Raw genomic sequence first — 15,422 nt, 5'->3', positions numbered from 1 at the left:
GGCCGGCACCGAGCCGGCCGCCCGGCGCACCGGCGCCGAGGGCACCGCCGCCACTTCCACCGCCGAAGGCACCGCTGCCCGCGAGGGCACCGCCGCCCTGACCGCCGCGGCGGGCCGCGGCGACACCGGCGGCAGCCTGGGCGGCGGCCGGACCGCCGCTGCCCGCGCCGGGCTGACCCGGCTTCGGCTGCGGCTTGCGGCCGCCCTGGGCGACGTCGACGGGCAGCATGACCAGCGCGGTCGTACCGCCGGAGTCGGAGGGGCGCAGCTGGATCCGGATGCCGTGGCGCTGCGAGAGGCGGCCGACCACGAACAGACCCATGCGGCGGGAGACGGAGACGTCCACGGTGGGCGGCGAGGCGAGCCGCTCGTTGATCGCGGCCAGGTCCTCGGGCGAGAGGCCGATACCGGTGTCGTGGATCTCGATCAGCACCCGGCCGTCGGGCAGTGCGTGACCGGTGACCTTGACCTTGGTCTGCGGCGAGGAGAACGAGGTCGCGTTCTCCAGCAGCTCGGCGAGCAGGTGCACGAGGTCGTTGACCACGCGGCCGGCGACCTCGGTGCTCGGCACGGAGGCCAGCTCGATGCGCTCGTACTGCTCCACCTCGGAGGCGGCGGCGCGGAGCACGTCGACCAGCGGCACCGGACGGGTCCAGCGGCGGCCGGGCTCCTCACCGGCGAGGACGAGGAGGTTCTCACCGTTACGGCGCATACGCGTGGCGAGGTGGTCGAGCTTGAACAGCGAGGACAGCTGGTCCGGGTCGGCCTCGCGGGACTCCAGTTCGGAGATGAGCGAGAGCTGACGCTGGATGAGGCCCTGGGAGCGGCGCGAGAGGTTGGTGAACATCGCGTTGACGTTGCCCCGCAGCAGGGCCTGCTCGGCGGCGAGGCGGACCGCCTCGCGGTGCACGTCGTCGAAGGCCGCGGCCACTCGGCCGATCTCGTCCCGGGAGTGCACACCGACCGACTCCACCGAGGTGTCGACGTCCTGCGGGTCGGTCTCGGAGAGCTGCTTGACCAGCTCGGGCAGGCGGTCCTGGGCGACCTTGGTCGCGGTGTCCTCCAGGCGGCGCAGCGAGCGGATCATGGACCGGGCCACGACGAACGCGCCGACCAGGGAGACGCCGAGCACGAGCAGGATGAGGACACCGGAGATGATGGCCTCTTGCTCGGACTCGTTGCGCAGCTCGCGAGCCTGCTGCTCCATGTCCTCCAGCAGCTTCAGCTCGATGTTCTTCATCTGCTGGATCTTGGTGGAGCTGTCGTCCAGCCAGTCCTGGTAGGAGCGGGACTTCAGGCTGGCCAGACCGTCCTTCTTGCCGACGGCGCGGCCGGCGTACTGGTCGGACGCCTCGATCACCGGGTTGCCCTCGGAGATCGGCTTGAGCAGGTCCTCCGCGCCCTCGCCGTAGATGCTGGTGAAGCTGCGGATCTCGGAGGTCTGGCTCTGCAGCGCGGACTGGGCGTACAGCCGGTCGTTCTCGGCGAGATCGCCCTTGTCGGTGTTGTTCGCGGGGAGGGCCGCGGCGAGGACCGCGCGCTGGATGGACGCGTACTCCTTGGCCGAGGAGAAGGCCGACAGGGCGCGCGTGCGCTGGATCATGTCGGGGTTGCTGGTCGCCTCCGCCATGTCCTGCGAGAGGTCGAGCAGGTGGGTGATCAGGCGGTGGTAGGCCTCGACCGTCTGGGTCGAGTTGTCCTTCGCCGTGTACGCGGTGCTGCGGATCTTGGTCAGGTCGTTCAGGTCGCTCGCGATGCCGACGAGGCTGTCGCGGACGCCGACGAGCTTGCCGTCCTTGCTCGCCGCGTCGATCTGCTCGGACTTGTCGAGGAAGTTCTTCAGGGCCCGGTCGGTCTGCTCGCGGTCGCCCTTGACGGCGATCGCGCTGGACTTCGAGCCGTGGGCCAGCGGGCCGGCGGACTGGTCGCGCTCCTCCTGGAGCGCGGCGGCCAGCTCCGTGGCCTGCTTGGTCATCTCGGTCAGCAGCTTCATGTTCTCGAGCTGCTGGATGTCGTCCATCGACTGGTTGATGCGCAGCGCGCCCAGCGAGGTCGCCGCGACCACCGGAAGCGCCAGCAGCGACACCAGACGGGTGGAGATCCGCCAGTTGCGCAGGGCTATTCGCGGGCCGGGGCCGGTCGAGCCCTTGGCCGGCTTGGTGGGCGACTGCTGGCCGGGAGCGGACGGGCCCGCGGCCTGACCGGCGCGCTCCCCGCTGTCGCCGGGCGGGGTCTGGCCCGGGTTCTGGGCGTGCTGGGGCGAGGAGCTGACGGCCTTGGGGCCAGTCCCGCCCTGCGGCTCCGGCTCCGCCGAAGCGCTGCCATCCCTCTTGAAACGTCCCTGCACTAGCGTCGCAACCTCTGGACCAGGCGCCCCTCCGCGTGAACGGCTGGGCACGGTGTCGGCGTCAAAGGGGCGCCCTGAATACGCCCCTGTGTTGGTCGTGAGTGACCGGCGCTGGTTCCCCCTTCTCGCCGCCGCTCGGCGCTGGTGTGCGCCCCCTGTGCGCCGGCTCGATCCCGCGGCGGTCCGTGGAATTCCAGCACAGTGCAGGATCTCCAACAAGGCCCGTGGGGCAGGCCGTGAGATACGTGACAGCATGTGAGGGCCGGATCACCGGACGTAGAAGGTGATCACCCGCAAACCGGGCGTATGCCCGCGAGTCGTCGAGGCCGGGAGGGTGTCCCAGTCGACATGATCAGCAGCGGAATGATGCCTTCAGATGTGCAATGTCGGTTTAGTCGGAGTGCCTTCGGCGTCGCAATTGACCGGTTTGACCCTTGATAAGTGAGCAAACTCACATCCGGATCATGGACTCCTCTGCGGTTCACGGGGAATCGCGTGTTTAGCCTGACGCTTTACAGAGAAGGCAAAACCGACAACCCGCGCCCTCGCAGGGGCTTTCACCACCCCTCGGGCGCCCGGACACGACAGGGCCACGTACAACCGTGAAGACGACGATGATGTTCCACAAGATCGCCAACCCGCGACGCACGACGCTGGCGCACCTCGAGGGCGCCGACGACCTGCAGACGCCGGAGCAGCCGGAGCACGCCGTCGAGCTCCCCACCCAGACCGCCAACCCCCGCCGCACGATCCTCATGGAGGCCCCGGTCGCGGCGTCGGTCGCAGAGTAGTACGGCACGGGGTCGCCCCACGTTCAGCGGTGGCCCCGGCCCCTGAGGCCTGCCCGGCGGTTCAGGCCCACCGCGATAGCCTGGAGCGTCAGACTTCAGCCAGCTCAGTCAAGGGGCCAAGCAACCCGTGCGCATCGCCAGGTTCTCCATCGACGGGAACGTCGCCTTCGGCGCGGTCGAGGGCGACCAGCCGGACCAGCTCGTCCTCGACATCATCAAGGGCATCCCGTTCGCGGAGTACGAGCTCTCCGGCACCAAGGTGCCCCTGAGCAAGGTGCGGCTCCTGCCGCCGGTACTCCCCAACAAGGTCGTCGCCTTCGGCCGCAACTACGCCGAGCACGCCCGTGAACTCGGCAACGAGGTGCCCGACGCGCCGTTCGCCTTCTTCAAGCCGTCCACCTCCGTGATCGGCCCCGGCGACGCCATCCAGTACCCCTCCTTCACCGAGGAACTGCACCACGAGGCCGAACTGGCCGTCGTCATCGGCCGCATGTGCCGCGAGGTCCCGCGCGAGCGCGTCCAGGACGTGATCTTCGGCTACACCTGCGCCAACGACATCACCGCCCGCGACGTGCAGCGCCGCGAGAAGCAGTGGGCCAGGGCCAAGGGCTTCGACTCCTCCTGCCCGCTCGGCCCCTGGGTGGAGACGGACCTCGACCTCGCGGCCGCGAGCGACCTCACCGTCCAGCTCACGGTCAACGGCGCCCAGCGCCAGCTCGGCCGCACCAGCGAGATGATCCACTCCATCGAGGACCTGATCGTCAACATCTCCGAGGCGATGACGCTGCTCCCCGGCGACGTGATCCTCACGGGCACCCCGGCCGGCGTCGGCCCCCTCAACGTCGGCGACGAGGTCGCCGTCACCATCGAAGGCATCGGCACTCTCACCAACAAGGTTGTCAAGCGTGGCTAGCGCATCCGGCTCCTCCGTACGCGTCCGTTTCTGTCCGTCCCCCACCGGTAACCCCCACGTGGGCCTGGTCCGCACCGCCCTGTTCAACTGGGCCTTCGCGCGCCACCACCAGGGCACCCTGGTCTTCCGCATCGAGGACACCGACGCGGCCCGCGACTCCGAGGAGTCGTACAACCAGCTCCTGGACTCGATGCGCTGGCTGGGCTTCGACTGGGACGAGGGCCCCGAGGTCGGCGGCCCGCACGCGCCGTACCGCCAGTCGCAGCGCATGGACATCTACCGGGACGTCGCCGCCAAGCTCCTGGACGCCGGCCACGCCTACCGCTGCTACTGCTCCCAGGAGGAGCTGGACACCCGCCGCGAGGCCGCCCGCGCCGCCGGCAAGCCCTCCGGCTACGACGGCCACTGCCGCGACCTGACCGACGCGCAGGTCGAGGAGTACACGTCCCAGGGCCGCGAGCCCATCGTCCGCTTCCGGATGCCCGACGAGGCGATCACCTTCACGGACCTGGTCCGCGGCGAGATCACCTACCTCCCGGAGAACGTCCCGGACTACGGCATCGTCCGCGCCAACGGGGCGCCCCTCTACACACTGGTCAACCCCGTCGACGACGCCCTGATGGAGATCACCCACGTCCTGCGCGGCGAGGACCTGCTCTCCTCCACCCCCCGCCAGATCGCCCTGTACAAGGCGCTGATCGAGCTGGGCGCCGCCAAGGAGATCCCCGCCTTCGGCCACCTGCCGTACGTCATGGGCGAGGGCAACAAGAAGCTGTCCAAGCGCGACCCGCAGTCGAGCCTCAACCTCTACCGCGAGCGCGGCTTCCTCCCCGAGGGCCTGCTCAACTACCTCTCCCTCCTCGGCTGGTCGCTCTCCGCCGACCAGGACATCTTCACCATCGAGGAGATGGTCGCGGCCTTCGACGTCTCCGACGTCCAGCCCAACCCGGCACGCTTCGACCTGAAGAAGTGCGAGGCGATCAACGCCGACCACATCCGCCTCCTGGAGGTCAAGGACTTCACCGAGCGCTGCCGCCCCTGGCTGAAGGCCCCCGTCGCCCCCTGGGCGCCCGAGGACTTCGACGAGGCCAAGTGGCAGGCGATCGCGCCGCACGCGCAGACCCGCCTCAAGGTCCTCTCCGAGATCACCGACAACGTCGACTTCCTGTTCCTGCCGGAGCCGGTCCTCGACGAGGCGAGCTGGACCAAGGCGATGAAGGAGGGCTCGGACGCGCTCCTGACCACGGCCCGCGAGAAGCTCGACGCCGCCGACTGGACGTCCCCCGAGTCCCTCAAGGAGGCCGTCCTGGCCGCCGGCGAGGCCCACGGCCTCAAGCTCGGCAAGGCCCAGGCCCCCGTCCGCGTCGCCGTCACCGGCCGCACGGTCGGCCTGCCCCTCTTCGAGTCCCTGGAGGTCCTGGGCAAGGAGAAGGCGCTGGCCCGGATCGACGCGGCGCTGGCACGGCTGGCGGCGTAACCGGCAGCACGGGTGAGGGGCGGCGTCCGCACGGGCGCCGCCCCTCCCGTACCCCGCCCGGCCCCCTCCGAGCGGCGCCGCCGCCCCGGCCCCCGCAGACTGACGGCATGCACCGCGAGGACATCGACCCACGCTTCTTCGGGGACCGGCTGGCCTACAATCGGGCCGTACTGGTCGAACAGCCCCGGCGCTGGCTCATGGTCGCCGGTCACGAGGCCCGGGACGCCGAGGGCGGTATCGCCGCCGTGGGCGACGTCCGAGGCCAGCTCCGGCTGAACTTCCGGCGCCTGGAAGAGACCCTGGAGAAGGCCGGGTTCGCCCTGCGCGACCTCGTCCAGATCCGGATCCTCACCGTCGACATCGAGGCGGTCACGGCCCACTACGACGCCGTACTGGACGAACTGGCCGCCGCGGACTGCCGCCCCGCCAGCCTGCTGGCCGAGGTCCGGGCCCTGTCGGACCCGCGGATGCTGGTCGAGATCGAGGGCCTGGCGGCGCAGTAGGCGGTGCGCGCCCGTGCATGTCCCTATGCCGCCCGGCTTCCGCTCAGGGAACCAGCGGCAGGCCACCCTCAGGTTCAGCCTCGGGCCGCTCAGATGTGGGAGCCCCGGGCTGCCCCGGAATCGCGGAAGCGGGCACGGAGGCGGCAACCTTCGCGGGCCCGAACATGAGCCCGGACGACTGCCGTGTCCTACGGTCCGACACGACGATCCCGCCCCGCCACTTGCCCACGGGGTCCTGATACCGGAACTGCAGGTTCTTGAGCCGCTCCCCGAACTGCTCCCGAAGCGGCTGGTAGGCGTCGTCGCAGTGCACGTTCCAGGTCACGTCGTTGAGGTAGGCGTGACAGGCGATGGGGAACAGCAGCGACGAGACCACGAGATCCGCGAGCTGAAGCAGGGCGTGTGTGTCACTGTGGCCAAAAACGGGCGACTCGATGACACCACGCAGGCTGTCGCCACCCGCACGGTACTTGCGGGTCGTCACGCAGTGCACGTTGGGAGCGTTCTTCACCTTCGTGCGACTGTCGAGGACCATCATGCCGCGGGAGTGCTCGTGGGCGAGCTGCGCCTGGAAGGTCTCGTTCAGCGCGGCGACGGAGGCGGGGTAGACGCCGGACTCGTCGAACGCCAGCCCTTCTTCCTTGATCCACACGCGAGCGAGGACGCGACTTTCGTGGGCCTCCAGTATGTCGAGCAGTGACCCCACCAGCTCCATGGCTGCCCGTCGCCAGTTGTGGTTGCCGGCCCGGAGGTTCTTGCGGACGTCCGCGCCCTTGATCTCGTGCTGGATCACCTCGGACAGCTGCTCGGCATTCCGTAACTGCGGCCGATAGTGCTTCTTGACGTCGAGGAAATCCCAGGTGAGAGACTTGACGTGGGCTCGCGGCACGGTGAATCCGCCGACGACGAGGACCGGAGGAGCGTCAGGTCTCGCGGGGTCGAGCGTCTGCCCGTTGCCCGCCTCGTCGATGTAGCAGAGATGCACCGAACCTCCCGGAAACACGTCTGTGGCCGCCCCCGAAGGGACGGCCACAGGGTCTGCGCAGTCATATGCGCGGTTCTTTGCTTGCTGATCCCGATCCTGCCAACCCGGCTACGGACGGTCAAGGTGGGCGTCACGCCGGGTTGACCTTGGGATCGGATTTCGGTCAGGCCCGGCGGGCCAGATCGAGGAAGGCGGCCCAGGTGGTGGAGTGCACTGTGAGGCTGCCGTGGGCGGGGGCCTTGGAGTCGCGGATGTGGATGGTGGCGCGCGTGGGGGCGACCTCAATGCACTCGCCGCCCGAGCCGCTGCTGTAGCTGCTCTTGAACCACTGGAGGGTCGGGACCTCGGACTGCTCGGTGTTCATAGCTCTCCTTGCAGCAACTTCTCGATGTGACGCAGGGAATCGGCAGGGGACAGCGCCTGAGCTCGCAGGATTCCATACCGGACGGCCATCCCGCGTACAGATTCCCGATCAGTGATCACTTGGCCCCGGTCCTGGCTCTCGATGTATGCGACCTGCTCTCCGCCCTGCGGGGTCATCAGCGAGAAGGGCCCACCAGCACCGGCATGATCTGTCGCACGGGTCGGCATCACCTGGATCTCCACATGCGGATTCTCACCTGCAAGGCGCAAGTGTTCGAGCTGCTCGCGCAGTACAACGACGCTGCCGAACGGTCGTTGAAGTACCGAGTCCTCGATCACGAAGCTGAGCGTGGGCGCGGGCCTGCGGTCGAAGAGCTTGTGCCGAGCCATGCGTGCCGTGACCAGTTGCTCGATCTCGACGTCGGACCGGCGGGGACGCCACACTGTGAACATGGTCCTCGCGTATTCCTCGGTCTGCAGAAGCCCCGGGACCGCGAGAGCGGCATACGCATGGAACTCCACCGCCTCCTCCTCGATCCGCGCCGCGTCGCGAAAGAAGGCCGGGTACCGGGTCAGCGCCACGGGCCGCTTCATGGCAAGCAGCATGCCTTCGGCGTCCAGTAGCTGATCTAGCTTGTCGATGGTGTGGGGACGGGCGATACGCCGCCCCTGCTCGATGGCTGCGACCTGCGCCTCGCTGTACCCGAGCAGCTGCCCCAGGGCCGCCTGGGTGTGCCCGGCCCTCTCCCGGAGGATCTTGATCTGCCTGCCGAACGACCGCAGCAACTCGTCCGCTGGGTCTTCACTCCGCCGAGCGACGGCTTGTTCCGGGACCTGCGTCATGGTCTTCCCTCCAGTACCTGTCTCACCACCAACCCCGACAGCACACCCACCGCAGCCGCACAGACACGCTGTGTATGGATGTCGTTGCTGGTCAAGGTACGCGCGTCGACTCACGCTCGTGCCCATGACGACAGAAACGCACTCGTCCGGGGAGGCCGGCCGACTTCCGCTTCCCTTGCGGGAGTTCCGCATGTCCTTCACGTCGACACCGCGAGGCGCCCGCCTGGCCCGCAGGCTCGCCTCCCACCGCCTCGATGCCTGGGGCCACCCGTATGCCTCTGACCTCAACACCACGGTGACCCTGATCGTGGGCGAACTCACGGCGAACGCGGTGACGCATGGCCGCGTGCCCGGCCGTGACTTCAGGCTCTGCTTGTCACTGGACCCGGTGCAGCGGCTGGTACGCGTGGAGGTGACCGACACCAGGGACGACCGCATGCCGCCGGGACCGCCTTCGACACTGCCCGTGCCAGATGCCGAGTCCGGCAGAGGCCTGTGCCTGGTCGCCGCCCTCGCGAGCCGCTGGGTGGTGCTGCCGCGTATGGACGGAGGGCCGGGCAAGACAGTGTGCGCGGAGGTTTCCATCTGAGACATCGGACGGCGGAGCCGCAGAGCCCTCAAGGCGTCCCGCCATGGGGCCCAGGGGTCGTAGGATCCTCTGTGTGATTACGGGCGAACTGAAGAGCAAGGTGGGGCGCGTCTGGGACGCGTTCTGGTCGGGCGGCATCTCCAATCCGCTGGAAGTGATGGAGCAGATCACCTACCTGCTCTTCATCAAGCGACTGGACGAGATCCAGACCCGCAAGGACCGTAAGGCGACCGCAACGGGCAAGCCCGACCCGGACCCCTTCTTCTCGAACGACCAGCAGGATCTGCGCTGGCAGAACTTCAAGGTCAAGGACCCCGAGATCATGTACGGGCTCGTGGCCGACGGAGTCTTCCCGTACCTGCGCCGTATGGGCGGGGACGAATCGACGTACTCCCACCACATGAAGGACGCCCGGTTCACGATCCCGGGGCCCAACCTGCTGGCGAAGGTTGTCGACCTGCTCGACGAGATCTCCATGGACAGCAGCGACACCAAGGGCGATATCTACGAGTACCTGCTCGCGAAGATCGCGACGTCCGGTCAGAACGGCCAGTTCCGCACGCCGCGCCACATCATCGACCTGATGGTTGAGATGACCCAGCCGGGACCGCGTGACGAGATCTGCGACCCGGCGTGCGGCACGGCCGGCTTCCTGGTGCAGGCGGCGTCGTACGTACAGCGGGTGCACCGCGACGCCCTGCTCGGGGTGGAGCAGCGCAAGCACTTCAACGAGTCGATGTTTCACGGCTTCGACTTCGACTCCACGATGCTCCGTATCGGCTCGATGAACATGCTGCTGCACGGCATCGAGAACCCGGACATCCGCTACCGCGACTCGCTTGCGGAGAACGCGGCCGGCGAGGCCGATCGCTACTCCTTGATTCTTGCGAACCCGCCGTTCGCTGGGAGTCTGGACTACGAGTCCACGGCGGTGGACCTCCAGCGCATCGTCAAGACGAAGAAGACGGAACTCCTGTTCCTGGCCCTGTTCTTGCGGCTCCTGAAGCCCGGCGGCCGGGCCGCCGTCATCGTCCCCGACGGCGTGCTGTTCGGCTCGACCAAGGCACACAAGGAATTGCGCCGCATCCTGGTGGAGGAGCAGCAGCTCCAGGCGGTGGTCAAACTCCCGAGCGGAGTCTTCAAGCCGTACGCCGGTGTCTCGACGGCGATCCTGTTCTTCCAGAAAACGGACTCAGGCGGCACGGATCACGTCTGGTTCTACGACGTGCATGCGGACGGCCTGAGCCTGGACGACAAGCGCAACGCACTGCTCCCGGAGGACCGCCTGGGCGTCCGCCCGCAGGGCGACCCTCTGACGCCGGACGAACTCCTGAAGAACAACCTCCCGGACGTCCTGGCCCGCTGGCAGGAGCGTGATGGCACGGAGCGGGACCGGCGGAGGACCGAGCAGAGCTTCTGCGTACCCAAGGCGGACATCGCGGCCCAGGAGTACGACCTTTCCTTGAATCGCTACAAGGAGATCGTCCACGAGGAAGTCGTGACACGAACGCCGACGGAGATCCTGGCAGATTTGGAGCAACTGAACGCGGAGATCGCCAAGGGTACCGATGAGCTGAAGGGGATGCTGGCATGAGTTTCGCATCCGTGCCGCTGGGTGAGATCGTCGAGATCAATCCACTCCATAGAGAGCCCGTCGATGCTAGAACCGAGGTCTCCTTTCTAGGTATGGCGGATGTCTCGGAGCTCGGTACTACTACTTTTGGTGAAGTCCGCCCTTACGGTGAAGTGCGTACCGGTTACACATCTTTCCGGACTGGTGACGTGCTTGTTGCGAAAATCACGCCATGCTTCCAGAATGGGAAGATTGCACAGGCTCAGCTTGAGCGCGAGATTGGTGCAGGATCCACAGAGTTTCACGTCGTCCGGGCAGGCAAAGAGGTGGACGGACGGTACTTGCTGAGATTCCTCCGGCAGGACTGGGTCCGTGTTGAGGGTGAGCTTCGCATGACCGGTAGCGGCGGCCAAAGGCGGGTTCCTGAAGCATATTTGCGCGACCTGATGATTCCGCTACCGTCAATCACCAAGCAGAGGCGAATCGCCGCTGTTCTCGACCAGGTGGACACCCTCCGCGCCAAGCGCCGTGATGCCATAGCTCTCCTCGACGCTCTCACTCGGTCCCTCTTCTTTGAAATGTTCGGTGATCCCGCTTCATCCAATTCTCCATGGGATCGAAAGATGATCGGTGAGCTCGGTGTAGTAGTTACGGGAAACACGCCATCTCGGGCTAGGTCTGAATATTATGGTGACGGCATTGAGTGGATTAAAACTGACAACATTAGGCCGACGGAATTGAATCCAAGTGCGGCGGCTGAGCGTCTGAGTGCAGCCGGAGAGAGCGTCGGTCGAGTTGTCCCAGCGGAAGCGATTTTGGTAACGTGCATCGCGGGTAGTCCGGCAAGTATTGGGAATGCCGCGTTGGCAGGGCGTCGAGTTGCCATTAATCAGCAGATCAATGCCTTCATTCCCGAAGGTCACTTGTCGCGATTTATGCTTGAGCAGATCCGCGTCGGGAAAGGTCTTATTCAACGAAAATCGACGGGAGCTATGACGGGGTTGGTCAACAAGTCGCAGTTCTCGTCCGTTACCCTTCTGGTGCCGCCTATGGGCAGGCAACAAGAATTTGTGCACCGAGTGGAGCGCGTGGACAGTGAGCGGGCCAGGAGCGTCCGGCAACTCGCCACCCTCGACGAACTCTTTACCTCCTTCCAAAACCGTGCCTTCTCCGGCACTCTTGGGGATCATGAAGCGACCGGCGAAGCAGCGTAAGTTCGCTCTCGCCGGACACAGTGCGCGGCACCTACCGCGTCACAGGCCGTCATGTGGCAGGGCAGGGGAGCCCGGCCCAGAGACGTTCTGTCACAGGAGATGGAAAAGGAACGTCGGCTTCATTCGGGGTTCGGGGCATCCCGGGCCTGCACGACAGGGGCCGTGCAACAGGGGAGGGACACGGCATGGGGAACCAGCAGAGCGACGACCAGCGTAAGGCCCAGCAGGACAAGCAGGCCCAAGACCGAGCCGCCGCCTACAACGTCGGCCGCACCGCAGGCGGCAACTTCGCCTTCCTCCGCGCCGAGTGGCCCGCCCTCCACGACGAGGCGATCCGCGCCGAGCGGCTGATCCACCACGACCCCCGAGCCGCATGCTTCTACGCCCGCCGCGCCATCGAGATCACCGCCCGCTGGATGTACGACAAGGACACCAGCCTCAGCGAGCCCTACAAAAAGGACCTCGCGGCGATGCTCCACGAGCCGAGCTTCCGGCAGCTCGTCGGGCCGACGGTCAACGCCAAGATGGACCTCATCCGCCGACACGGCAACAACGCCGTGCACAAGGCCGCACCCGTCCCGAAGACCGTCGCCGAGTCCAGCGTCAAGGAGCTGTTCCACTCCCTCTACTGGTTCGCCCGTACCTACACCCGCCAGGCTTCGGCTCTGCCGCCCGCCGGGCTGGAGTTCGACACCAGCGCAGTACCGCGTCCCCTCTCCCCACAGGCCCGCGCGCTGAAGCAGGCCGAGCTCAAGGCCAAGGAGGCGGAGGACGAGGCACGCTTCAAGGAGCAGGCCGAACAGCTCGCCGCCGAGCGTGCCCAGAACGCGGACCTCGCCCGGCAGCTCGAAGAACTCAAGAAGCAGATCGCCGCCGCGAAGGCTGCCAACCAGGCAGTACAGGACACCCACGACTACGACGAGAAGGCGACCCGGGACGCCTTCATCGACGTGCTTCTCAAGGAGGCGGGGTGGGACCTCCTCACCCCGGGCAAGGACACCGAGTACCCGATAGCGACCGGGATGCCCACCAAGACGGGCAAGGGGTATGTCGACTACGTGCTCTGGGGCGACGACGGCAAGCCCCTCGCCGTCGTCGAGGCCAAGAAGACCCAGCGGGACGCCCGTGACGGGCAGCAGCAGGCGAAGCTGTACGCCGATGCGCTCGAAGCGCAGTTCAACCGCCGCCCGGTGATCTTCTACACCAACGGCTACCAGACCTACCTCTGGGATGACGGCCTCGGCTACCCGCCCCGCCAGGTACAGGGCTTCTTCACCAAGGACGAGCTGTTCTGGCACATCCGCCAGCGCGCCGGACGCCTCTCCCTCACGGCCACACCGGTGAACGAGAAGATCGCCGGCCGCCCCTACCAGCTCCGCGCGATCAAGCGGGTGGGCGAGACCTTCGAGCGGGACCGGATTCGTCAGGCGCTGCTCGTCATGGCGACCGGCACCGGCAAGACCCGCACCACCGTGGCCCTCGTGGACCAGCTGATGAAGGCCGGCTGGGCGCAGCGGGTGCTGTTCCTCGCAGACCGGCAGGCGCTGGTGAACCAGGCGATGAAGGCGTTCAAGGAGAACCTGCCGAACACCCCCGTGGCCAGCCTCCTCGACGACAAGGCCGCCTCGGCTCGTGTCTACCTCTCCACGTATCAGACGATGACGAAGCGGATCGACGTCATCGACGGTGTGGGCCGCCGCCGATTCGGGCCGGGCCACTTCGACCTGATCGTCATCGACGAGGCGCACCGCTCCGTGTACGCGAAGTACGGCGAGCTGTTCCGCTACTTCGATTCGCTGCTGCTGGGCCTGACCGCGACGCCCAAGGACGAGATCGACCACAACACGTACAAGCTCTTCGCCATGGAGGACGGCGTCCCGACCGACTCCTACGACCTCCACGAAGCCGCCGCCGAGGGCTACCTCGTGCTCCCCAAGGCGGTCAAGGTGCCGCTGAAGTTCATGGAGCAGGGCATCCGCTACGCCGACCTCTCCGAGGAGGAGAAGGCCGAGTGGGACGCCAAGGAGTGGACCGAAGACGGTGACGTCCCGGACGCGGTGGGCCGCCACGACATGAACAAGTTCCTCTTCAACGAGGACACCGTGGACAAGATGCTGGAGACGCTGATGACGCGCGGGCACCGCGTCGAGGGCGGTGACCGGCTCGGCAAGACGATCATCTTCGCGAAGAACGAAGAGCACGCCCGGTTCATAGAGAAGCGCTACGACGCGAACTACCCGCAGGGTGCCGGCCACACTGCGCGCGTGATCACGTACAAGGAGACGTACGCCCAGTCCCTCATCGACGACTTCTCCAACCCGAAGAATCCGCCGAACGCCCCCGACATCGCCATCTCGGTCGACATGCTCGACACCGGGATCGACGTGCCCGAGGTGGTGAACCTGGTCTTCGCCAAGCCGGTCTTCTCCAAGACCAAGTTCTGGCAGATGATCGGCCGCGGCACCCGCCTGCGCCCGGCCCTCTACGGTCCCGACCCCGAGAACCCCGACCACGCCAAGCAGAACTTCTACGTCTTCGACTTCTGCGGCAACATCGACTTCTTCAACAGCCAGCTCGACCGGTCGGAGGGACGCAGGGCCGTCACCCTCACCGAAAAGCTCCTCCAGCGCCAGCTCGACCTCGTCCGGGTCCTGGACAAGCGGCAGCAGCCCGACCCGGCCCGGGACGCCGGCCCCGACGCGATCGGCACCGAGGCGGAGATCCGCTGGTCGCTGGCACACCGACTGCACCACACCGTCACCGGCATGAACTTCGACAACTTCCTGGTCCGCCCGCACCGCCGGGAGATCGAGGTCTTCAGCGACTTCGGCAGCTGGCACCGGGTGGACGACGACGCGGACACCGCCATCCGTGACCACCTGCTCGGACTGCCGAGCGAGTTCCGCCCCGACGACGAGGAGACGGGCGAGGAGGCCAAGCGGTTCGACTTGATGGCGTACGGTCTGCAGCTCGCCGCCCTCGAAGGTGGCAAGGACTTCGCCAAGCTGCGCGCGAAGATCCAGGACATCGCCTCCAACTTGCTCACCAAGACCAACATCCCGGCGGTCGGCGAGCAGGCCGAACTGCTGGAAGCGGTGGCCGGTGAGGAGTGGTGGAACGACGTGACCCTCCCGATGCTGGAGGACATGCGCCGCCGTATGCGCAAACTGGCGCGGCTCACCGACCCCAAGGTCAAGCGGAACGTCGTATACACCGACTTCGTCGACGAGTTCGGTGACATCAGCGAGGCTGAGATCCAGGGGATGCCTCAGGGCACGGACGAGCAGCGCTTCAGGCAGAAGGCGCGGGCCTACCTCCTCCGCCACGAGGACCAGCCGGTGGTGCGCAAACTGCGGCTCAACGAGCAGATCACCGAGCTCGATCTCGCGAGCCTGGAGGAGATCTTCCTCACGGAGGCCATCGCCTCGCCCGAGGACCTCGACGAGGTGCGGTCCACCGGCGGCCTCGGTCTTTTCGTACGCGGACTGTGCGGGCTGGACCGGCAGGCCGCACAAAAGGCGTTCGAGGCCTTCTGCGCGGGCAAGCAGCTCAGCTCCCGCCAGCTCGACTTCCTGTCCCTGATCATCGACACGGTCGTCAAACGCGGCATCCTGAGCCTGGGGGATCTGTACGAGGACTCGTTCGCCGACCTCGCCCCCGGCGGTCCGGACGACCTGTTCACCGGCGACGAACTCGAACGCCTCAAGGTCATTTTCAAGGAACTGGAGCGGACGGCCCAGCCCACGGCCCTGGCTGCCTAACCGGGCTGGATCCTACGTCGATCGAAGCCGTTGTCTGTGGCAAGGGGCGGCACCCGGAACTCC

The 15,422-nt window shown here is 67.0% G+C and carries 12 protein-coding genes; 8 read left to right on the top strand and 4 right to left on the bottom strand.

Translation table 11 applies throughout. The annotated features are described in order from the left end of the window. Positions 1 to 2,347, bottom strand: a 2,347-nt coding sequence (locus ACFV9J_RS37085) for a nitrate- and nitrite sensing domain-containing protein (protein ID WP_385362100.1), incomplete at its 3' end; no start/stop codon positions are given. A gap of 602 nt (positions 2,348 to 2,949) precedes the next feature. Between ACFV9J_RS37085 and ACFV9J_RS37080 the strand changes: the two genes are divergently transcribed. The 4 genes from ACFV9J_RS37080 (at position 2,950) to ACFV9J_RS37065 (ending at position 6,031) form a co-directional block, all read left to right on the top strand. After that, positions 2,950 to 3,138 carry a hypothetical protein gene (locus tag ACFV9J_RS37080; protein ID WP_385362098.1) on the top strand — a complete coding sequence of 63 codons (189 nt, stop codon included), beginning with the start codon at positions 2,950 to 2,952 and terminating at the stop codon, positions 3,136 to 3,138. 127 nt (positions 3,139 to 3,265) lie between these two features. Continuing rightward, a complete protein-coding gene (locus ACFV9J_RS37075) occupies positions 3,266 to 4,051 on the top strand; it encodes a fumarylacetoacetate hydrolase family protein (protein WP_385362097.1) in 786 nt (261 codons plus the stop codon). Further along, the gene (gene gltX / locus ACFV9J_RS37070; protein ID WP_385362095.1) at positions 4,044 to 5,528 is read left to right on the top strand and encodes a glutamate--tRNA ligase; all 1,485 of its coding nucleotides are present in this window, start codon (positions 4,044 to 4,046) and stop codon (positions 5,526 to 5,528) included. Before ACFV9J_RS37075 ends, gltX begins: the two co-directional genes overlap by 8 nt. Positions 5,529 to 5,635: 107 nt before the next feature. After that, positions 5,636 to 6,031, top strand: a complete 396-nt coding sequence (locus ACFV9J_RS37065) for a Rid family hydrolase (protein WP_385362093.1) — start codon at positions 5,636 to 5,638, stop codon at positions 6,029 to 6,031. Between the two features lie 43 nt (positions 6,032 to 6,074). Here the strand turns inward: ACFV9J_RS37065 and ACFV9J_RS37060 are convergent, their stop codons facing one another. From ACFV9J_RS37060 to ACFV9J_RS37050, 3 genes are all read right to left on the bottom strand, one after another. After that, the gene (locus ACFV9J_RS37060; protein ID WP_385362091.1) at positions 6,075 to 7,064 is read right to left on the bottom strand and encodes a DUF3800 domain-containing protein; all 990 of its coding nucleotides are present in this window, start codon (positions 7,062 to 7,064) and stop codon (positions 6,075 to 6,077) included. Between the two features lie 115 nt (positions 7,065 to 7,179). Then, positions 7,180 to 7,380 (bottom strand): DUF397 domain-containing protein, encoded by a 201-nt coding sequence (locus ACFV9J_RS37055; protein WP_385362089.1) that lies wholly within the window; start codon positions 7,378 to 7,380, stop codon positions 7,180 to 7,182. Continuing rightward, positions 7,377 to 8,222, bottom strand: a complete 846-nt coding sequence (locus tag ACFV9J_RS37050; RefSeq protein WP_385362087.1) for a Scr1 family TA system antitoxin-like transcriptional regulator — start codon at positions 8,220 to 8,222, stop codon at positions 7,377 to 7,379. The genes ACFV9J_RS37055 and ACFV9J_RS37050 overlap by 4 nt, the downstream gene beginning before the upstream one ends. A gap of 124 nt (positions 8,223 to 8,346) precedes the next feature. Here ACFV9J_RS37050 and ACFV9J_RS37045 point away from each other — a divergent pair, with 124 nt between their 5' ends. The 4 genes from ACFV9J_RS37045 to ACFV9J_RS37030 all read left to right on the top strand — a co-directional run bounded on the left by ACFV9J_RS37045 (position 8,347) and on the right by ACFV9J_RS37030 (position 15,359). Further along, positions 8,347 to 8,811: an ATP-binding protein gene (locus ACFV9J_RS37045; RefSeq protein WP_385362086.1), complete on the top strand. Its 465-nt coding sequence runs from the start codon at positions 8,347 to 8,349 to the stop codon at positions 8,809 to 8,811. Between the two features lie 73 nt (positions 8,812 to 8,884). Next, complete coding sequence (locus ACFV9J_RS37040; RefSeq protein WP_385362084.1) at positions 8,885 to 10,405, top strand: N-6 DNA methylase; 1,521 nt, start codon at positions 8,885 to 8,887, stop codon at positions 10,403 to 10,405. After that, positions 10,402 to 11,598 (top strand): restriction endonuclease subunit S, encoded by a 1,197-nt coding sequence (locus ACFV9J_RS37035; RefSeq protein WP_385362082.1) that lies wholly within the window; start codon positions 10,402 to 10,404, stop codon positions 11,596 to 11,598. Before ACFV9J_RS37040 ends, ACFV9J_RS37035 begins: the two co-directional genes overlap by 4 nt. 185 nt (positions 11,599 to 11,783) lie before the next feature. Continuing rightward, positions 11,784 to 15,359 (top strand): DEAD/DEAH box helicase family protein, encoded by a 3,576-nt coding sequence (locus ACFV9J_RS37030; RefSeq protein WP_385362080.1) that lies wholly within the window; start codon positions 11,784 to 11,786, stop codon positions 15,357 to 15,359. Positions 15,360 to 15,422 lie beyond the last annotated feature (63 nt).

Origin of the sequence: Streptomyces sp. NPDC059906, assembly GCF_042730645.1 — a bacterium.
Lineage (GTDB): Bacteria > Actinomycetota > Actinomycetes > Streptomycetales > Streptomycetaceae > Streptomyces > Streptomyces rubrogriseus.
This window is presented reverse-complemented; position numbering and strand designations above follow the sequence as displayed.